The 19,507-nt window shown below is 70.7% G+C and carries 17 protein-coding genes and 3 pseudogenes; 7 read left to right on the forward strand and 13 right to left on the reverse strand.

What is annotated here, in order from left to right; translation table 11 throughout:
• Positions 1–32: 32 nt before the first annotated feature.
• From ACWGJB_RS23345 to ACWGJB_RS23390, 10 genes and pseudogenes are all read right to left on the reverse strand, one after another.
• On the reverse strand, positions 33–1,502 hold the full coding sequence (locus tag ACWGJB_RS23345) for an MFS transporter (protein WP_453382057.1): 1,470 nt from the start codon (positions 1,500–1,502) through the stop codon (positions 33–35).
• Between the two features lie 57 nt (positions 1,503–1,559).
• Positions 1,560–2,582 (reverse strand): class II fructose-bisphosphate aldolase, encoded by a 1,023-nt coding sequence (fbaA, locus tag ACWGJB_RS23350; protein WP_453382058.1) that lies wholly within the window; start codon positions 2,580–2,582, stop codon positions 1,560–1,562.
• 169 nt (positions 2,583–2,751) lie between these two features.
• Complete coding sequence (gene pyrE, locus ACWGJB_RS23355) at positions 2,752–3,300, reverse strand: orotate phosphoribosyltransferase (protein WP_453382059.1); 549 nt, start codon at positions 3,298–3,300, stop codon at positions 2,752–2,754.
• A gap of 25 nt (positions 3,301–3,325) precedes the next feature.
• Positions 3,326–4,114 (reverse strand): aldose epimerase family protein, encoded by a 789-nt coding sequence (locus tag ACWGJB_RS23360; protein ID WP_453382060.1) that lies wholly within the window; start codon positions 4,112–4,114, stop codon positions 3,326–3,328.
• A gap of 126 nt (positions 4,115–4,240) precedes the next feature.
• Complete coding sequence (locus ACWGJB_RS23365) at positions 4,241–4,963, reverse strand: SRPBCC family protein (RefSeq protein WP_453382061.1); 723 nt, start codon at positions 4,961–4,963, stop codon at positions 4,241–4,243.
• Positions 4,964–5,056: 93 nt separating this feature from the next.
• A complete protein-coding gene (locus tag ACWGJB_RS23370) occupies positions 5,057–6,691 on the reverse strand; it encodes a polyamine aminopropyltransferase (RefSeq protein WP_453382062.1) in 1,635 nt (544 codons plus the stop codon).
• A gap of 84 nt (positions 6,692–6,775) precedes the next feature.
• Positions 6,776–7,306 carry a DUF2617 family protein gene (locus ACWGJB_RS23375; protein ID WP_453382063.1) on the reverse strand — a complete coding sequence of 177 codons (531 nt, stop codon included), beginning with the start codon at positions 7,304–7,306 and terminating at the stop codon, positions 6,776–6,778.
• A 371-nt stretch (positions 7,307–7,677) separates the two neighbouring features.
• A complete protein-coding gene (locus ACWGJB_RS23380) occupies positions 7,678–7,950 on the reverse strand; it encodes a hypothetical protein (protein WP_453382064.1) in 273 nt (90 codons plus the stop codon).
• Positions 7,951–8,252: 302 nt separating this feature from the next.
• Positions 8,253–8,771 (reverse strand): hypothetical protein, encoded by a 519-nt coding sequence (locus ACWGJB_RS23385; RefSeq protein WP_453382065.1) that lies wholly within the window; start codon positions 8,769–8,771, stop codon positions 8,253–8,255.
• Positions 8,772–8,914: 143 nt separating this feature from the next.
• Positions 8,915–9,226 (reverse strand): annotated as a pseudogene (locus ACWGJB_RS23390) (DNA methylase); the annotation flags it as partial.
• A 652-nt stretch (positions 9,227–9,878) separates the two neighbouring features.
• On the opposite strand from ACWGJB_RS23390, the gene ACWGJB_RS23395 reads away from it, so the two are divergent.
• The 3 genes from ACWGJB_RS23395 to ACWGJB_RS23405 all read left to right on the forward strand — a co-directional run bounded on the left by ACWGJB_RS23395 (position 9,879) and on the right by ACWGJB_RS23405 (position 12,701).
• Entirely contained in the window at positions 9,879–10,799 is a 921-nt protein-coding gene (locus ACWGJB_RS23395; RefSeq protein ID WP_453382066.1) for a septum formation family protein, read from the forward strand.
• Positions 10,800–11,147: 348 nt separating this feature from the next.
• Positions 11,148–11,339 carry a hypothetical protein gene (locus tag ACWGJB_RS23400; RefSeq protein ID WP_453289694.1) on the forward strand — a complete coding sequence of 64 codons (192 nt, stop codon included), beginning with the start codon at positions 11,148–11,150 and terminating at the stop codon, positions 11,337–11,339.
• Between the two features lie 171 nt (positions 11,340–11,510).
• Complete coding sequence (locus tag ACWGJB_RS23405) at positions 11,511–12,701, forward strand: pyridoxal phosphate-dependent aminotransferase (RefSeq protein ID WP_453382067.1); 1,191 nt, start codon at positions 11,511–11,513, stop codon at positions 12,699–12,701.
• 382 nt (positions 12,702–13,083) lie between these two features.
• Here the strand turns inward: ACWGJB_RS23405 and ACWGJB_RS23410 are convergent, their stop codons facing one another.
• Entirely contained in the window at positions 13,084–13,242 is a 159-nt protein-coding gene (locus ACWGJB_RS23410) for a hypothetical protein (protein WP_453382068.1), read from the reverse strand.
• A 134-nt stretch (positions 13,243–13,376) separates the two neighbouring features.
• Here ACWGJB_RS23410 and ACWGJB_RS23415 point away from each other — a divergent pair, with 134 nt between their 5' ends.
• The 4 genes and pseudogenes from ACWGJB_RS23415 (at position 13,377) to ACWGJB_RS23430 (ending at position 15,524) form a co-directional block, all read left to right on the forward strand.
• Positions 13,377–13,634 (forward strand): type II toxin-antitoxin system Phd/YefM family antitoxin, encoded by a 258-nt coding sequence (locus ACWGJB_RS23415; RefSeq protein WP_037676836.1) that lies wholly within the window; start codon positions 13,377–13,379, stop codon positions 13,632–13,634.
• Positions 13,635–13,644: 10 nt separating this feature from the next.
• Entirely contained in the window at positions 13,645–13,905 is a 261-nt protein-coding gene (locus tag ACWGJB_RS23420) for a Txe/YoeB family addiction module toxin (RefSeq protein ID WP_453382069.1), read from the forward strand.
• Positions 13,906–14,082: 177 nt separating this feature from the next.
• Positions 14,083–14,211 (forward strand): annotated as a pseudogene (locus ACWGJB_RS23425) (aminotransferase); the annotation flags it as partial.
• Positions 14,212–14,336: 125 nt separating this feature from the next.
• The gene (locus tag ACWGJB_RS23430) at positions 14,337–15,524 is read left to right on the forward strand and encodes a hypothetical protein (RefSeq protein WP_453382070.1); all 1,188 of its coding nucleotides are present in this window, start codon (positions 14,337–14,339) and stop codon (positions 15,522–15,524) included.
• Positions 15,525–15,530: 6 nt separating this feature from the next.
• Here ACWGJB_RS23430 and ACWGJB_RS23435 read toward each other — a convergent pair whose 3' ends face one another.
• Together ACWGJB_RS23435 and clpB are read right to left on the reverse strand one after the other, a co-directional pair.
• On the reverse strand, positions 15,531–16,064 hold the full coding sequence (locus ACWGJB_RS23435; RefSeq protein WP_450761793.1) for a YbjN domain-containing protein: 534 nt from the start codon (positions 16,062–16,064) through the stop codon (positions 15,531–15,533).
• A gap of 201 nt (positions 16,065–16,265) precedes the next feature.
• Positions 16,266–18,848: pseudogene (gene clpB / locus ACWGJB_RS23440) on the reverse strand (ATP-dependent chaperone ClpB); the annotation flags it as partial.
• Between the last annotated feature and the right edge of the window lie 659 nt (positions 18,849–19,507).

The raw sequence follows: 19,507 nt of genomic DNA on the forward strand, positions 1-19,507 counted from the left end.
GTCACCGGCCCTTCCGGTCACCGGCCCTCCGGCTACCGGCTCTCCGCCTCCAGCGGTGGTGAGGTCACGTTTCCGTGGGTGCGGCACTCCGGGCGGACACAGCCCGGGGCCGGCCTGCGGACCAGCGCGAACGCCAGGGCCGACCCCACCACCAGCACACCCGCGCAGATCGGCATGGCCCGGTCGAACGCCGCGTCGAAGGCCGTGGGCGACCGGTAGGCCTCCGGGCCCATCCCCGCGAGCAGCGGCAGGGCCGCCACCGCGATCAGGCTTCCCGCGCGGGCCGCCGCGTTGTTGATGCCGCTGGCGATACCCGCCCGGGCGGTGCCCACGGAGGCGAGGACCGAGGCGGTGAGCGGGGCCACCAGGGTGACCATGCCGGCGCCCATGACCAGGACCGCCGGGAAGACGTCCGTCAGGTAGTTCGCGTGCTCGCCCACCCGCAGCATCAGCATCATCGCCGTGGCGCAGAGCAGGGGTCCGACGGTGAGCGGCAGCCGGGGCCCGATCTTGTCGGCCAGCGCGCCCGAGCGGGCCGAGAAGAGCAGCATCAGCGCGGTGGAGGGCAGCAGGGCCGTGCCGGCGGCCAGCGCCGAGTAACCCGCCACCACCTGGAGTTGGAGCGCGGTGAGGAAGAAGTAGCCGCCGAACGCGCCGTACACGCACAGGGTGACCACGTTCAGCGCGGTGAACTGGCGGGATGCGAAGATACCCAGCGGGAGCATCGGGTCCTGGCGGTGCTTCTCGACGTACACGAAGGCCACGCCGGTCGCGAGGCCCGCGAGGGCGAGCAGCGACGTGGTCCCGGCCTCGATCAGCGCGTAGGTCACGAACCCGAGGGTCAGGGCGGCCAGCACCGCGCCGAGGACGTCGAAGCGGCCGTGCACGCGCCCGCCCCCACTCTCGGCTTCGCTCGAGGTGCCCCCATCGGACTCGGGGACATGACGCAGGGCGACGGGGACGCAGAGCAGGGCCAGCGGGACGTTCAGCAGGAACACCCAGCGCCAGCCGGGGCCGTCCACCAGCCAGCCGCCCAGGAACGGGCCGACGGCCGCCCCGATGCCGCCGAAGCCGGACCAGAGGCCGACCGCCTTCGCCCGGTCGTCCGGATGGAAGGAGGCCTGGATGAGGGCGAGGGAGCCCGGTGTGAGGAGCGCACCGCCGATGCCCTGGAGGGCGCGGGCGGCGATCAGGACGATGTCGTTGGGGGCCAGGCCGCACAGCAGCGAAGCGGCGGCGAACCAGACGACCCCGAGCACGAAGATCTTCCGACGGCCGTACCGGTCGCCGAGCGAGCCGCCGAGCAGGATCAGCCCGGCCAGCGTCAGCATGTACGCGTTGACCGTCCACTGCAGGGCCGCGAGGCCCGTGCCCAGGTCACGGCCGATGCGGGGCAGGGCGACGTTGACGACGGTCGAGTCCAGCAGCACCATGCTGGAACCGAGGACGGTGGTGAACAGGATCCACTTGCCCTGCGAGGAGGCCAGCCGGACGTCGGGCATGGTTCCAGGTATACAGCGGACCCGGTGCCGTAGCACCGGGTCCGTGGAAATGCCCGACTACTTGATCTTGTTGCCGGCCGAGCGCAGGTGCTGCGTGGCCTCGACGACGCGGGCGGCCATGCCCGCCTCGGCCAGCTTGCCCCAGGTGCGCGGGTCGTAGGTCTTCTTGGAGCCGACCTCGCCGTCGACCTTCAGGACGCCGTCGTAGTTCTTGAACATGTGGTCGGCGACCGGGCGGGTGAAGGCGTACTGGGTGTCCGTGTCCAGGTTCATCTTCACGACGCCGTTCTCCAGCGCGGTGGCGATCTCCTGCTCGGAGGAGCCGGAGCCGCCGTGGAAGACGAAGTCGAACGGGGACGCCTTGCCGAACTTCGCGGCCACGCCGTCGGCCAGTTCCTTGAGCAGCTCGGGGCGGAGCACGACGTTGCCCGGCTTGTACACGCCGTGCACGTTGCCGAAGGAGGCGGCGAGCAGGTAGCGGCCCTTCTCGCCCAGGCCCAGCGCCTCGGCGGTGCGGATCGCGTCCTCGACGGTGGTGTAGAGGGAGTCGTTGATCTCGTGCGAGACGCCGTCCTCCTCGCCACCGGTCGGGGTGATCTCGACCTCGAGGATGATGTTGGCCGCGCGGGCCTGCTCCAGCAGCTCCTGCGCGATGGCCAGGTTGTCCGCGAGGGTCTCGGCGGAACCGTCCCACATGTGCGACTGGAACAGCGGGGTCAGACCGGCCTCGACGCGCTTCTTGGAGATCGCGATCAGCGGACGTACGTACCCGTCGAGCTTGTCCTTCGGGCAGTGGTCGGTGTGCAGCGCGATGTTGACCGGGTACTTCTCGGCGATGACGTGCGCGAACTCGGCGAGCGCGACCGCGCCGGTCACCATGTCCTTGCTGTACTGGCCGCCGAGGAACTCGGCACCACCGGTAGAGATCTGGACGATGCCGTCGCTCTCCGCCTCCGCGAAGCCGCGCAGCGCAGCGTTCAGGGTCTGGCTCGAGGTGACGTTGATGGCCGGGTAGGCGAACTTGCCTGCCTTCGCCCGGTCGAGCATCTCGTTGTAGACCTCGGGGGTTGCGATGGGCATCTGTCCGCTCCTTGGGTGTGCGGGTCGGCGTACTGCTGGTTCTCTACGGCCCTGACCTAGACCTTGAGGTACGACGTCATCGTCGTCCCCATCTTTCCAGACATGAACCGATGCTCCGGGCGCCGGGCGCCGGTCGCATCCGGGTCAATCCCACTCGGCGACCGGGGTGTCAGTCCAGCCCCAGTTCATCCTTCGAGAAGGCGAACAGGTACGGCACGCCCGCGCCTTCGCGGATCTTCTCGTCGGCGCCGGTGGCCCGGTCGACGATGGTCGCGACGGCGACGACCTCGGCGCCGGCCTCGCGCACGGCCTCCACGGCGGCGAGCGGGGAGCCGCCGGTGGTGGAGGTGTCCTCCACGACGAGGACCCGCCGGCCCTTGATCTCCGGCCCCTCCACCCGGCGCTGCAGCCCGTGCGCCTTCGCCGCCTTGCGGACGACGAAGGCGTCGAGGCGGCGGCCGCGCGCGGCGGCCGCGTGCAGCATCGCGCCGGCGACCGGGTCGGCGCCCATGGTGAGGCCGCCGACGGCGTCGAACTCCAGGCCGTCGGTCAGGTCGAGCAGCACCTGGCCGACCAGCGGGGCGGCCGTGCCGTCGAGGGTGACGCGGCGGAGGTCGATGTAGTAGTCCGCCTCCAGCCCCGACGACAGGGTCACCCTGCCGTGCACCACGGCCTTGTCCTTGATCTGTTGCAGCAGCTCAGCGCGTACGTCCGTCATGCCGACCAGCTTAGAGGCGGCACGCTCAGAGGCGGCGCCAGGTCCACGTGGTGGTGGCTTCCAGCGGCTCCAGCGGGGTGACGAGACGGGGAAGCGTGTTGAGGCCGTTCGGCGGACCGGTCTGCGGCTCCACGCACACCGCCGCCTCCTGCTCGTCGTAGACCACGACCCACTGCTCACGGCTGGCGACCTTCAGCTCCAGCTGCCCCGGCCAGGTGAGGGTGACGTCGACGCCGTCGGGCATCCCGAAGCAGTCGTCCCAGGGGCCGGGCAGGGGGTCGATGCGGTTGCCGGTGGGCAGGTGGTCCGCGCCGCGCTCCTCCTGCCAGGCGGGGGTGAAGTCGACCTGGGCGTCCTGGCCGCCGAGGTTGCGGTTGAACCAGGGATGCCAGCCGATCTGCGCCGGGAAGGAGTTGTCGTACGTCTCCACGGCCATGGTCAGCGTCAACGAGTCCTCGGCGAGCCGGACCACGTGCGTGACGCGGGCGGGGTGCGGCCAGGGATCGCCGAGTTCGCACGTGATCACGGCCTCGTCCGCCGAGCGGCGGGCGGTGCGCCAGGCGCCGTCGCGGGCGGTGCCGTGGATGGCGTGCGGCGGGGAGTTGAGCGGCATCTGGACGATGTCGGCGCCGTCGCGGAAACGGCCGTCCCGGATACGGCCGCACCAGGGCACCATCGGGAAACAGCCGAAGCGGTCGCCCTGGCGGAGGAGTTCGAGGGAGCCGACTTCTAGTCCGGCGATACGGCCGCCGTTGCCGGGGTGCAGGTGGAGGGTGGCGTCGCCTGCGGTCAGCGTGATGTCTTCGTTACTCACGGGATGACAGTACTGGGGAGGGGCGGTTCGGTTTCGGGTGCGGGTGGGTGGGGGCTGCTCGCGCGCACGCGGCCGAGCCGCACATCGACACCGCCCCGCGCCCCTGAAGGGGCGCTTCCGCAGACGTCAGCGGCGTCTGCGGAGTGCTCTCGTCACCACGATCGCCGACGCCAGGGCCAGGGCCGCCGCCGGTGCGGCCCAGCGCAGTGCCGAAGCCGCCGCCACCGTCTGCGGTGCCGGCACCGGCGCGTAGCGGCCGCGGGGCGGCGCGTGGTCGACCTCCTCCGCGCTGCGGCCGATCATCGTGCGGCGGGCATGGGCCGCCTCGGCGAAGATCTCGGGCAGCGGCTCCTCGACCGGTTCGGGCGCCGGCGAAGGCGGCGGGACCTCCGTCTCGAAGATCGACACCGGTTGGTCCGGGGGCTCGGGCCGTGCCTCCCCCAGGCCCTCCACAAAGCGGTTGAGCAACCGTGTCGCCGCCGACTCCACCGCCTCCGGCGCCAGTTCCGCGACCCGCCCGCCGGCGGAGGCCGTGCCGGTCACCGTGACCTGGCAGCCCTCGTCCGTGTCCGTGAGGCGGAGCGTGAGCGCGAGCTTCACCGTGCCGGCACCGCGCGCCTCGGTGGCGTCGCCGTCCAGCGCGTAGGAACCGTCGGCACGGGCGCTGACGCGCAGGGAGCCCCGGTAGGTGATCGAGTGGCTGCCGATGCGGACCTTGACGCGGCCGGTGCCGGGGGCGGCGCCCGTGTCCTGCTGGAGGCCGGGGAGCGCCCGGGCGACCCGCGCGGGGTCGGCCAGCGCCTCCCTGAGCCGCGAGGCCGGGGCCGGGACGTACACCTGGTGCTCCATGCCGACTGAGCCTACCCAGGAGTCAAGCCGACGTACCCTCCGCGACGCACGGCACGGTGCCGGGGCCCGGGCTCCCCGTGGACGGGCCCGTGCTCAGTACCGCGGATCCACCAACGTGGAGGCCGGCAGTTCCGTCGATGGTGTCGCCAGTGCGTCTTTGCGAAGGTTCCGCCGGGTCAGCGTGTGCAGCCGCGGACCGTCGGCCGACAGCCGCAGCCGGGGCCCGCGCGAACCCTCCGTCGCCAGGACGAAGCCCCAGTCGTGCGGGGCCCTGGACTCGCCCGCCGAACGGTCGGGGCCGGCGGTGAAGCCAGGGTCGCGGCCGAGGACCCGGTAGGGGGTCGTGGCCAGGCCGGCGGCGCGCATGGTCGCCGCCACCGTCCAGAAGTCGCGAGGGCGGGCCCGGACCGGGCCGGCGTGCACGACCAGGCGGCCGCCGGGGGCGAGGGCACGGCGGGCCAGGCCGTAGAACTCCTCGGAGTACAGCTTGGTGCTGGCCGTGATGCCGGGGTCGGGCAGGTCGGCGATCACGACGTCGTACGCGGCGGGCGGCGCGGTCCGGCGCAGCCAGCAGAAGGCATCGGCGGTGACCACGTGGACGTGCGGGTCGTCGTAGACATGCCCGTTGAGCGCGGAGAGGGCGGGGTCGTGGCGGGCGAGACGGACCAGGCCCGCGTCGAGTTCGACGACGTCGACGCGGTCGATGCCGGTGTGCCGGAGCACCTCGCGCGCGGCCATGCCGTCGCCGCCGCCGATGATCAGCACGCGCGCGTGCGGGCCGCTCATCGCCGGGTGGACGAGGGCTTCGTGGTACCGGCGTTCGTCGCGGCCGCCGACGCGCAGCCGGCCGTCGAGGAAGAGATCGAGGGGACGGCCGTGGGTGCCGCCGGTGAGGACTATCTCCTGGACGTCTGTCTGGAGGGCGACCCGGACGTCGTCGCCGTAGACCGCGTGCCGGGCGGCCCGTTCGAAGTCGTCGACGTGGGCGGCGGCGGAGGCGAGGACGCCGAGGACGGCCACGTTGACGGCGAGGAGGGTCCAGCGGGCCCGGCGGGACAGGTCGCGGCGGAACAGGCCGAGGACCAGGGCGCCGCCGGCCACGACGTTGACCGTGCCGGTGAGCAGGGTGCCCGTCAACTGGCCGAGGAAGGGCAGCAGGAGGAAGGGGAAGGCCAGGCCGCCGACCAGCGCGCCGACGTAGTCCGCCGCGAACAGGTCGGCCACCGCGCCGCCCGCGTCCTGGCGGCGGATGCGCTGGATGAGTTCCATCAGCAGCGGCACCTCGGCGCCGATCAGCAGGCCGATGGCGAGGGAGAAGGCGACCAGGAGGCAGCGCGGGCCGTCCGACCACAGGCCGCCCCAGCCGCCGGTCCAGGCGAAGACGGCGTACAGGGCCATGGCGCTGCAGCCGCCGACCAGTGCCAGCGCGGCCTCCACCGCGCCGAATCCGGCCGCCGCGTGCCAGCGCAGCCGCTTTGCGGCCAGTGAGCCGACGCCCATGGCGAAGACCATCACGGACAGCACCACGGAGGCCTGGGTGACCGAGTCGCCGATCAGGTACGAGGCGAGGGCGACGAGTTCGAGTTCGTACACCAGCCCGCAGGCCGCGCAGACGAAGACGCACGCGAGGACCAGGAACCGGCCCGTCCCCGGCCGCACGGGCAGCGGCGCGGGGGCACCCCAGAGCGGCGGTGCGCCGGGAGGGGCGGGTGCGTGCGGATCGATCACTCTGCGACGTTACGTCACTCGCTCGGTACGCTTCGTCACCCACACGTGTGGAAATCGGCCGCCTTGACGGCTCGTAGGTTTATGTCATCCGGGGATGCGTCGGGCCGCCGGAACCCGTACGCCGACCCTCGTCCGGGTTGCCACCAACTGGCCGTCCTGCGGGTACGCGTGCCAGGTCCGCCAGTGCACCTGGCCCTCGTGGCGCTGGGCGAGCAGCGCGGTGAACGCGTGCGGACTGCCCGGGAAGACCCCGGCGAGGCCGTGCGGGTGCTCGGAGACGAGGGCGATCAGTTCCTGGGCGCGGCCGGCGAAGGAGCCCGGTGACAGCACCTCGACGCGGGCCGCGAACTCGTACTCCCAGTCGCCGATGCGCTTGGCGACCCCGAGCGGCAGGGGGGTGCTGGACCCCGGGATGCACGCCACCGTCTCCGAACAACCGCCGCACTCCTCCTCCAGGAGTACCTGGTGGGACGCGCCCAACAGTCTGAGCTGCAGTTTCGCCCCGGACAGTTCCAGGTCGAGGGTGGCCAGGGCAGGCAGTGGCTCGCGACCCAGGGCCCAGGCGAGGTCGGCCGCGCGCGTATCGGTGTAGGTGGTGTTCAGGGTCGTGAGCATGGATCGGCTCCGCTAACACGCAAATGGGGAGGAGGAGGGGGGTCCGGCGCACCTCGGTGGACACCGGGAGATCGGCCCGGTCGGCCCAGCCGGGGGAAGGGTGTCGTCAGGACGTCCGAGGCGCTGCTTTGGTGATTTAGAGGGAATCATGAACTGTGGCGCTGCCACAGCGTTTTTACCCAACTTCGTGCGGTTTCCATCCCTCAGAGGGCTCCACAGCTCAACTGTTCAACCACGTTGTGCGCCCTGTTCCCTCTGGCGCACGCCGGGGCGCCCGGAGAAAGCCACCCACTCACCGTCCGGACGCCCCGCTCCCCTGCTGCCCCGCTCCCCCGTGTCCCCCGTGTCCCCCGTGTCACCGAGGCTCCGGGTCAGCTGCCCCCGCCGCAGCCACCCCCGCCGCCACAGGACGAGCCGCCGCCGCAGGAGGAGTGCCCCCCGCCGCACGAGTGACCTCCGTGGCCTCCGTGGCCTCCGTGCGACGACGACCCCGAGTCCCCGGCCCACCAGCTGCCCGAGCTGTCGCAGGAGGAGGAGCCGCCCCGGCCGGACGCCCCCCTGCCCACCCCGCCCTTGCGGGCCGCGCTCCCGACGATCACCAGGCAGACGATCGCGGCCGCCGCCACGATGAAGACGATGCCCATGGCGTCACCTTCTTTCGGTTCGCGCGGAGCGACCCCCCGTGGGCGCCCCGGCCGCCGCGTGACCGCGGCGTGCCCCGGTGATGCCCGGCCCGCCCGGCGGCCAAAGCGGAGTTGAGGAACTTCTGAGGGTCAACGCACGGCAAAGGCCCCTGACCTGCGCACATGCGCAGCTCAGGGGCCTTCCGGACGTCACCGGGCCGCCTGTGGGCCGTGTTCATCCTCCGTGACGTGCTCAAGCAGTCAGTGGACTACTGCCAGTTGGCAAGCAGAGACGACTGGCAGCACACGAAGCTGACTACCCGTCAGGTCACGCCGTTGTAGCAAACCACCTCGGCGGTGAGTGTCTGAGGCCCACTACCGGTGTTTTTAGCGAACACCGCCCAGCCGGACGGATTCGGGACGATACCCGGCTGAAATTCAGAGCCCGTCACCTGCCAGGAGTCACCCGACGCTGTACTAAAGCCGCCGCCCGTGGGGGTCTTCCCAGCCGGGCAGATCGCCGTCGCAACAGCTACCTCTCCAGGCTGCGCGGTAGCAGACCCGACTTCATAGTCAAACCCCGTCAAACCGTTGCCACTCGGGGGTGGCGTTGCCCCCGTTGCGGAAGCGGACTGGCTGCAGTTGATGCTTTGGTTGCCGGTGAAGGAGTTGCCATGGCCCACCTGCCCCGTTGGGAAACACGCGAGGGTGATGGAGGGCGTATTAAGGAGACCGAGGCCGAGCAACCCCCCATCACTGTCTGCGTAGGCGGTAGTGCCGCCGAGGAACATGGCCGCTGTGACGGCAGCGCAAAGGGTGCTGAATGTCTTGGCTGGCTTCACTCGGTTGTCCTTGCTGGGTGGATGACGTACGCCGCGGCAGCTACTCGCTTGGCGCTTGGGCTACCAGAAAGGATGTCGAGCGGGCTGATCGCGCTCACGCTTGCCACACACTATCCGCGAGGGCTTCGCCCGTTCAGCGTCGACGGTAGCGCCGGATGGCCGAGGCCAGGCTGCCTCACTCCGTCCACTGCGAGCCCTGGTCCTTCCCGGAACTGTGCTGAAACACCATGTCGATGGCGCGGCGCTTGGGGGGTGGCCCAGTGGCCGAATTCGAAGTTGCGGTGGCGCAGCACGTCGAGCCCGAACATCTCCCCGCACAGGGTCAGGTCCTTGCGGATCTCCGCCTTGCCGTTGGGCTGCTCGATCACGTACGGCAGCCCGGAGGCATCGAGGAGTGCGCGGGTGGGTGCGACGAGGTCTTCGTGGGTGCCGCCCCAGCCCTGCGCACTCCTGGAATCCGAGGCTTTGGCTCCCGAGCAGATCCACGATCACCACCTGCGCGCGAAGTCATCCGCGATTTGGTGCAGCTCTCCGAGCCTCGTGTTCCTGAGTCCCTGCGCGGCCTGGCCGAGCGGAGCGCGGTCAGCTAGCGGCTGCGCTCCGCTCCGCCGGGCGCGCTTCCCGGCTCCGCTGCGGGCGCCGCTCCTGCCTCCGGCCCGCTCCCCCGCGCTGCGCCGACGCGCGCCCGCTCATGGATAGGACCGGAGGTCATGAGTCGATCACCGCATAGAGCGGCCCACGGTCAAGACAATGCCTCCGGCGGGGGATCGGCCGGCACCGGGATGGAGGGGCGCCATCGCCGATCGCGGGTCCATCGTGGCGGATACTGGGGGCTCCCATCCCGTACACCATCGACCCAGGCAGAGCCGAGCAGACGCGGCCCATGGCCTCCAGGTCGTTCGTACAGTGGCGCGCTCCACCTGGACGCCATGAACCACGCCCGCTCCACGGTGTGTGGGTCGACGGCGTACGGGATGGGAGCTGGGGAGAGTGTTGGGCTGAGGAAGGTGCTCAACTCGCGCAAGGTGCACGGGGGTGACAGAGACAACTGGTCGTGTGCGAAGATCCGGCTCCGCATACGTGTCTGCCAAGGTCGACCGGAGATCCATGTCCGCCATATCGCTGCCCACGCCGTCTGAGCCCGGCTCCAAGCGCAACCAAAAGGGTCGCCGCCTGGCGATCTCGGGTGTGCTAGTGCTCGGTGGGGTCGCACTGGCAATGAGTCCGATCATAGGAAGAATCTCCGGTAACTCCGACGAAAATCCGGACAAGCGGATGTCCGGCGCAGGCGACCGGCTGGCCATAAGTCTCGCGGTGGGCGACTGCTTCACTAGCTCGCAGAACGGAGAGGTCTACTCCGCGGCACCTGTGCCGTGCTCCCAGCCACACGACGGCGAAGTGTTCGCCACGTTCGCACTCACCGGGTCCACCGGCGCCGACGAGGTCCTCGCAAAACAGTCATACCACCAGTGCAGGGATCGGCTGACCGACTACGTCATGGACGACTGGTCCTTGCCCCACACGACGGGCGTCAACTACTACTACCCGACCCGTAAGATCCAGCAGTCGGGTAACAGGACGGCCACCTGCTTTACGGCAGACACGGACGGTCAGACCACAGGCAGCGTACGCGTCCAGGAGACCAGCCTGACAGCAGACCAGCTTGCCTTCCTCAAGCTGGAGCTGGCCTCCGCGCGCGTCTTCAAGACCTATCCGCACCTGGGCAGCGTGGCCGCCGATCGTGCCTGGTCTGCGAAGATGGCGGCCGCGCTGGACCATGAGGCAGACGGCCTCAAAGCCGCCACCTGGTCTGCCGGCGCCAGGCCCAAGGTCACCGCCTACGTCGGGGAACTTCGAAAGAGCGCCGAGCTCTGGCGCAAGGCCGTGGCGGCACGTTCGGACAACAGTTACTGGGCCCGTTCTGACAACGCCTGGAACCAACCTTCATACAAGTACCAGCGAGACGTGCGGAAGGCTCTGCGGCTGGCTTCGGATCTCCCCGCCACCTCTTTCGGGCCGCCGTTCTAGGGTCGGCACGCCTCGGGCTGCTAGTCGGGCCTGCCTCGACCTCCAACCGCCTCTGCCCAGGACGCCGGGCCACGTGCGCTCCGACCATGGCACGGTCCCGTGGCCATGCCACTCTCGTGCCATAACGGATGGGGACTCACGGGGAACCGGGTCTGCAGAGGTGAGTCGGCCGGACTCTGCCCAAGTATGGAATCCGCAGGTCATGCGCGTGATCGCTGAACCTCGCTCCCAAACTGGTGCTCCAGGATCCGGGCATGCCAGCGCTTGGCTGGTTCATCAAAACTGCCGGCCCGTCACTCCATCGGTCACGTTGGCATGGGTGGACCAGGGATGACATAGGGTCGAAACATGGTGCAAATCAGTGATGTTGCCAAGATCCGACAACGGTGGATCGACGCCGGAAGTCCGGCATGCGAGCGCCATAATCTCGATCAGGAGTTCCACCTGGGAGCACGCGACACCGACTGGGCATGTCTGAACTGCGGCGAGGAGTTCAGCCGACAGGAAGCCCGCGCCATGCGCGAGGCCGACGGCAACTGACGACATGTGGGCCACCCTCGGGCCGTCTCCGGGCCGTCCGAGGGTGGCCGACGACGACCAACGTCGACAGATGACACCAGCCCTCGCCCAGCTCAGAGGGGCCGCATCGGGTATCGCCGCAGACACCACGCCCCGAACGTAAGTTGAGGAACTCCAGAGCTTGGGCGCAGGATGACCGGCATGACCTCCAGCGAACGCCCTCTCCTGAACCGCCGGCTCTCAGAGTTCGGGACCACGATCTTCGCCGAGATGTCCGCCCTGGCTCTGCGCACCGGGTCCATCAACCTGGGGCAGGGCTTCCCGGACACAGACGGCCCCGAAGAGGTCAGGGAGGCGGCCGTGCGGGCGCTGCGCGAGGGGCGCGGCAACCAGTACCCGCCGGGGCCGGGCGTCCCCGAGCTGCGCACCGCGATCGCCGCGCACCAGGAGCGCCGGTACGGGCTGTCGTACGACCCGGACGCGGAGGTGCTGGTCACGGCGGGCGCGACCGAGGCGATCGCGGCCGCCCTGCTCGCCCTCGTGGAGCCGGGTGACGAGGTCGTCGCCCTGGAGCCGTACTACGACTCCTACGCGGCCTGTATCGCGATGGCCGGCGGCACCCGGGTCCCGGTCACCCTCCGCCCGGACGGCGCCGCCTTCCGACTCGACCTCGACGAGTTGCGGGCCGCCGTCACCCCGCGCACCCGGCTCCTGCTGATCAACACCCCGCACAACCCGACCGGCACGGTCCTCACCCGCGCCGAACTGACCGCGATCGCCGAACTGGCGGTCGAACGGGACCTGCTGGTCGTCACCGACGAGGTCTACGAGCACCTGGTCTTCGACAAGACCGGGCACCTCCCCCTCGCGACCTTCCCGGGCATGCGCGAGCGCACGGTCACCATCGGGTCGGCCGGCAAGACGTTCTCCTTCACCGGCTGGAAGGTCGGCTGGGTGACCTCGACGCCGGAGCTGGTCACGGCGGTGCGCTCGGCGAAGCAGTTCCTGACGTATGTCGCCTCCGGGCCCTTCCAGTACGCCGTGGCCGAGGCCCTGCGCCTGCCCGGCTCGTACTTCGAGGCCCTCCGCGCGGACATGCTGGCCAAACGGGACCTGCTCGCGGGGGGCCTGGAGCGGGCGGGCTTCAAGGTCTTCCGCCCGGCCGGCACGTACTTCATCACCACCGACATCCGGCCCCTCGGTGAGAGCGACGGTTTCGCCTTCTGCCGTGCACTGCCGGAGCGCTGCGGGGTGGTCGCAATCCCCAACGCGGTCTTCTACGACCACCGCGAGCAGGGTGCGCCATTCGTACGGTTCGCCTTCTGCAAGCGCACGGGGGTGCTGGAGGAGGCCGCCAGCCGGCTCAAGACGCTGGCCGGGTAACAGCCGACAGCCGTACCGGCAACGGTCCCGGCCTGACTCACGGCGCAGCGCGTAGATGACGCAGGTCGTAGAGCGGCGCGGTGGATGGACGAGCGCGACTGCTGACGCGGAGCTGCACGACCGGGTGGAGCGACAGCCGGTCCACCGACCTCGCCGGCCTCGCTCGGCGGGGCCTGCCGCGCGGCACGCGAGGCGGGTGCGTGAACACGGTGCGGGCCGGGTCACGGCCAACGGCCCGCTCGGCTCCCTCGTCCCGAACGGCGGAGCAGTACCTGACGTACGTCGGCGCCGGCCTCCGCCGCAAGCGTGACCTGCTCGGCAACGGCCTGCGGGCAGCCGGGTTCGAGGTCGACCAGCCCCGTGGCGCGTCTTCCGTCAGCGCTCAGAAGATCCCCTTGTACCCCCGCCACCCGGTGGCGATCTTCGTGCGGGCGCCGAACGCCCCCTTGCCGCTGCCGTTGTTGCGCCGCAGGTTGCCGGAGGTGTCGCGGGACAGGAGGTCGGCCTTGCCGTAGCCGGTGAGGTCGCCGACGCCTCGCATTCCCCGTCGCCCGCCCCGCCCCACCCGCCCGGAACGTCCGCATCGGAGGCCGCATGCTCCCGACCGTCGTACCTGCGCTTGTCGCACCACTGAGCAAGACGTACAATTTCTTGTACGTCGAAGGAGGGTTGATCGTGAAGACCATGACGTATTCCGAGTCCCGCGCGCGGTACGCCGAGGTGCTCAACTCCGTCACCGACGACCGCGAGGAGGTCGTCATCACCCGGGCCGGACATGAGCCGGTCGTCATCGTCTCCCTTGAGGACTACGAGTCCCTGAAGGAGACCGCGTACCTGCTGCGAAGCCCGGCCAACGCCCGACGCCTGCTCGCCTCCATCGACGAGCTGGAGAACGGCGGCGGCACCGTACGCGAGCTGGCGACCGACGAATGAGGGCCCCGAGTTGAAGATCACCTTCTCCTCCCGTGCCTGGGAGGACTACCTGTGGTGGCAGCTACAGGACCGGAAGATCCTCAAGCGCATCAACACGCTTGTCGCGGACATCGCCCGGAACGGCAACGAGGGGATCGGCAAACCGGAACCGCTCAAGCACGGATTCCAGGCGTACTGGTCGCGCCGCATCAACGACGAGCACAGACTGATCTACAAGGCCACCGAGGACGCCGTCCTGATCGCACAGTGCCGCTACCACTACGAGAGCTGACCGGTGAACCGCGGCGATCCACCGGTCCCGACCCATCCGCACGGTGCGTCAGTCGTACGGCCCGGAGCGGCGGGACTTCTCAGCCCGCGCCTCGGTCGGCGACGGCTGACCCTGGTGGGCCCGGTGCGCCACGCGTGAACGGGTGTGCGAACGAGGCGTGGCCTGGGTGACCTCGATGTCGTCGCCATCCCGAACGCGGTCTTCTACGACCACCGGGAGGCGGGGGCCCCGTTCGTGCGGTTCGCGTTCTGCAAGCGTGCGGAGGTGCTCAAGGACGCGGCGGAGCGGCTGCGGCGGATGGGGTAGCCGGGCCCGCGATACCACCCCCGGGCTCGTCGGCGGCCCGCGCCACGCCAGGAGGCGTGCCTCTCCGCTACCCCATCGGGCGCATATTTCTCGCACTTCGCCCCGGTGCCCCGCAGGGTGCGAATGTGAGCCACGCCAGCACCACCGCCAGCACGACCAACGGCACGACCACCGGCACCACCGCTCTCGCCCCGTCCCTCGTCACCGCGGGCGGTGTCGCGGTGGGGCTGTTCGCGGCCGCCCGGCTCACCGGCATGGCCGTGGTCGCGCTGGCCGCCTGGGCGGGCGGCAGGCATCCGCTGACCCTGCTCGGCCGGTCCTGGGACTCGGTCTGGTACCTGGGCATCGCGGCGCACGGCTACGGTCGCACCCTGTACTTCCGCCCCGACGTCATCCACAGCGACCTGGCGTTCTTCCCGCTCTACCCGGCCCTGATCCGGATCCTGACGGCGGTCACCCCGCTGAGCGGGGCGGGCGCCGGCCTGCTGGTGTCCTGGACGGCCGCGGGCGTCGCCGCCGCCGGCATCTACGCGCTGGGCGCCCGGCTGCACGGCCGCGCGGTGGGCACGGCCCTCGTCCTGCTGTGGGGCCTGCTCCCGCACTCCGTGGTGCTGTCCATGGCCTACACGGAACCGGTCCTGACCGCGTTCGCCGCCTGGTCCCTGTACGCGGTCCTGGCCGGAAACTGGCTGTGGGCGGGCAGCCTGGCAGCCCTGGCGGGCCTGTCCCGGCCGAACGGCTTCGCGGTCGCGGTGGCCGTGCTGCTCGCCGCCGTCCGCGAGATTCACCGCTCCCGGGGCCGGGTTGCCCACAGGCTGTGGACGGGCGCGGCACTCGCCCCGCTCGGCTGGCTCGCGTACGTCCTGTGGGTGGGGCGCCGCGCCGGCGGTCCGCCGGGCGGCTACTTCGGCGTGCAGCGCCTGTGGGGGTCGCGCTTCGACTTCGGCCGGGGCTCGCTCCGCTTCGTCCGCGACCTGCTGCTGCGCGGCGACCGCTTCGTCTTCCCGACGGCCCTGGTGATCGTGGCGGCGGCGGTGGTCCTCTTCGCGCTCCTGCTGCTGGACCGGGCGCCGCTCCCGCTCCTCGCCTACACCGCCGTACTCCTGCTGATCACGCTCGGCGGCTCGGGCTTCTTCGAGTCCAAGCCGCGCTTCCTCCTGCCGGCCTTCCCCCTTCTCCTCCCCCTGGCCCGGGCGCTGGTCCGCACGGCGAGAGCCCGGCCCTGGCACGCGTCCGTGGTGGTCGCGGCCCTGGCCGGGCTCTCGTTCGGCTACGGCGCGTACCTGGTCGTCTTCGCCGGCACACCCCTGTAGCGCTGCCTACTCCTCGTCGTCGCCCTCGGGCTGGTCGGCGTCGTTGACGGCCTCCTCCAGGCCGAGCTGCTCGACGAGCCACTTGTCGAACTCGATCGCGGCCCGCACCCAGCTGACCGTGGACGACACGAAGTGGTTGATGTCGACACCCATGCCGATCAGCATCTGCGCCTCACCGATGAGACGGACGGTGCCGTCGTCATGGGTGTGGGTGTAGACCTTGGGCCACAGCGTCCGACGGTTCCAGTCGTCGATGGACTCCAGGAGCTGGGGCTTCTCGTCGATCTTGTGGGGGCGGTCGTAGAACGTCCGCACCGAGAAGACCGACTGCTCGTCCTCGCCGCGGAACATGAAGTACGTACGGAACTGTTCCCACGGCGCCGCGAGGTCGCCCTCGTCGTCGACGACGTACTTCAGCTCCATCTGGTCGAGGAGCTGCTTCACAAGATCCTGATCCGGGACGACGGGGCCCGCCGGTCCTTGGGGCTGCGGCTCGGGCTGGCCCCCGAAGTTCGGAATCGAGGACGGGTCGATGGTCACCGTGATTTTCCCTTCATACGGATCCCGCCATCCTCCCCCATCCGGGGAGGGGGGTGGCAACCCCCGCCCCGGCGGGTTCATCTCCCGTTGGCGGAATTCCGCTCAGAGCGTTTTTCCGGTCTCCTGACCGGTGCTTTCGACGGCTTCCCCGGCCGTTTCACCGGCCGATTCGCCGACCGATTCACCGGCCGCTTCCACCGCCGTCACCGGGCCCACGATCAGGCCCTCGCCGAAGGCGTCCACCCGGATCGTGTCGCCGTCCTTGACCTCGCCGGACAGGATCTCCTTGGCGAGGCGGTCGCCGATGGCGGTCTGGACCAGACGCCGCAGCGGGCGGGCGCCGTACGCCGGGTCGTTGCCCTCCTCGGCGAGCCAGGCCAGGGCCTCCGGGGTGATCTCCAGGCCGAGCCGGCGGTCGGCCAGCCGCTTGGCCAGCCGGTCGATCTGGAGCCGGGCGATCCGGGCCAGCTCGTCCTTGGCCAGAGCGGAGAAGACGACCAGGTCGTCCAGGCGGTTGAGGAACTCCGGCTTGAAGGAGTGCCGGACCGTCTCCAGAACCTGCCGCTTCTTCTCCTCCTCGCCGAGCACCGGGTCGACCAGGTACTGGCTGCCCAGGTTGGACGTGAGCACCAGGATGGTGTTGCGGAAGTCGACCGTGCGGCCCTGGCCGTCGGTGAGCCGGCCGTCGTCCAGCACCTGGAGCAGGATGTCGAAGACCTCGGGGTGGGCCTTCTCCACCTCGTCCAGGAGGACCACGGTGTAGGGACGGCGGCGGACCGCCTCGGTCAGCTGGCCGCCCTCCTCGTAGCCGACGTATCCGGGCGGGGCGCCGACCAGCCGGGCCACGCTGTGCTTCTCGCTGTACTCCGACATGTCGATCCGGACCATCGCCCGCTCGTCGTCGAAGAGGAAGTCGGCGAGCGCCTTGGCCAGTTCGGTCTTTCCGACACCGGTCGGGCCGAGGAAGAGGAAGGAGCCGGTGGGTCGGTCCGGGTCGGCGATACCGGCACGGGACCGTCGTACGGCGTCGGACACCGCGCGTACGGCCTCGGTCTGGCCGATGAGCCGGCGGCCCAGCTCGTCCTCCATGCGGAGCAGCTTCTGGGTCTCGCCCTCCAGGAGACGCCCGGCGGGGATGCCGGTCCAGGCGGCCACCACGTCCGCGATGTCGTCGGAGCCGACCTCGTCCTTGACCATGGTGTCCCGGGAGGTCTCCACCTCGGCCTCGGACGCGGCCTCCAACTCCTTCTCCAGCTGCGGGATCTCGCCGTACAGCAGCTTGGAGGCGGTGTCGAAGTCACCGTCGCGCTGGGCGCGTTCGGCGGTGCCGCGGAGTTCGTCGAGCTTCTCCTTCAGCTCGCCGACCCGGTTCAGGGACTGCTTCTCGCGCTCCCAGCGGGCGTTGAGACCGCGCAGGTCCTCCTCCTTGTCGGCGAGGTCGCGGCGCAGCTTCTCCAGGCGCTCCCGGGAGGCCGGGTCGGTCTCCTTCTCCAGCGCCAGCTCCTCCATCTTCAACCGGTCCACGACACGCTGGAGTTCGTCGATCTCCACGGGCGAGGAGTCGATCTCCATACGGAGCCGGGAGGCCGCCTCGTCGACCAGGTCGATGGCCTTGTCGGGGAGGAAGCGGGAGGTGATGTAGCGGTCGGACAGGGTCGCGGCGGCCACCAGCGCGCTGTCCGCGATCTGCACCTTGTGGTGTGCCTCGTAACGGCCCTTCAGGCCACGGAGGATGGCGATGGTGTCCTCGACGGTCGGCTCCGCCACCAGCACCTGCTGGAAGCGGCGCTCCAGCGCCGGGTCCTTCTCGATCCGCTCCCGGTACTCGTCGAGGGTGGTCGCGCCGACCATGCGCAGCTCGCCGCGGGCCAGCATCGGCTTCAGCATGTTGCCGGCGTCCATGGCGGAGTCACCGCCGGCTCCGGCGCCGACGACCGTGTGCAGCTCGTCGATGAAGGTGATGACCTGCCCGTCGGAGTCCTTGATCTCGGCGAGGACGGTCTTCAGCCGCTCCTCGAACTCACCCCGGTACTTCGCACCCGCGACCATGGCCCCGAGGTCCAGCGCCACCAGCCGCTTGTCCTTCAGCGACTCGGGCACATCGCCCTTGACGATCCGCTGGGCCAGCCCCTCGACCACGGCGGTCTTGCCGACGCCCGGCTCACCGATGAGCACGGGGTTGTTCTTGGTACGGCGGGACAGCACCTGCACGACCCGCCGGATCTCCTGGTCCCGTCCGATGACGGGATCGAGCTTGCCGTCCCGGGCGGCGGCCGTGAAGTCGGTGCCGAACTTCTCCAGCGCCTTGTACTGGCCCTCGGGGTCGGCGGTGGTCACCCGGCGGCCGCCGCGCGCCTTCTGGAAGGCCTCCACCAGCTTCTTCGCGGTGGCCCCCTGCCGGTCGAGCACCTCGCCGGCCGCGCCGCCCTTCGCGGCGATGCCGATGAGCAGGTGCTCGGTGGAGAGGTAGTCGTCACCGAGGTCCCGGGCGCGCTCGCCCGCGTCGGCGAGGACCGCGAGCAGTTCGCGGTTGGGCTGCGGGGGCGCGACCGTGGAGCCGGTCACGCTGGGCAGGGCGGCCAGCACCCGCTCGGCACCCTGCCGTACGACGGCCTGGTCGGCGTCCACGGCCGCGAGCAGGTCGGTGATGTTCTCGTTCTCCTGCCCCGCCAGCAGAGCCAGCAGCAGGTGGGCAGGGGTGAGGTCCGCGTGCCCCTCGGTCACGGCCCGGCTGCTGGCCGCGTTGATCGCGTCCCGGCTCCTGTTGGTCAGCTCGGCGTCCACGTTCGCGTTCTCCTCCTCGGCGTCGTTCGGCTGACTCAGCCAACGTACACAAAGTTGAGTCTATTCCACTCAAGATGGAGACGGGACCCCTTCCGGGGACCAGCTTCGGGGCACGCGGACCCGGCCGACCGAGAGGGTGGGCGCGGAGGGGCAGGTGGCCGGAAGAAGGCGGACCGGGGCGGCCCGGGGGTCGGAAGAAGGCGGACCGGGGCGGCCGGGAGCGGGCGGCGAAAGCACGAGGAGGCGCGCGGAGCGGCACGGGAGAGCGGCCGGGGACGGGGAACGCCCTCCGCGACGGCCGCCGGGGTCACTGTGACGCGGATGCCGGGGCCTGGGAGCGGTATCGAGCCGGTCCCCCGGGGCGGCCGCCCCGTTCTTTCGGCGGTTCTGCGACATGTTTCAGCCACGGTGGACCTTGGCCGAAACCGGCCGATACGCCGAAATGTCCCCCGAAAACTGCAGCGGGGGGGGGGCGGGGGGTGGGGCGGGGGGGCGGCGGGGGCGGGGGGGGGGGGGGGGCGCGCGCCGCGCCCGGGGGGGGGGGGGCTTACACCGGGGGGGGGGGGGCCCCCCCCCCACGGCCCGCTCGGCTCCCTCGTCCCGAACGGCGGAGCAGTACCTGACGTACGTCGGCGCCGGCCTCCGCCGCAAGCGTGACC

The sequence above is a fragment of the Streptomyces sp. NPDC054813 genome (assembly GCF_053611365.1).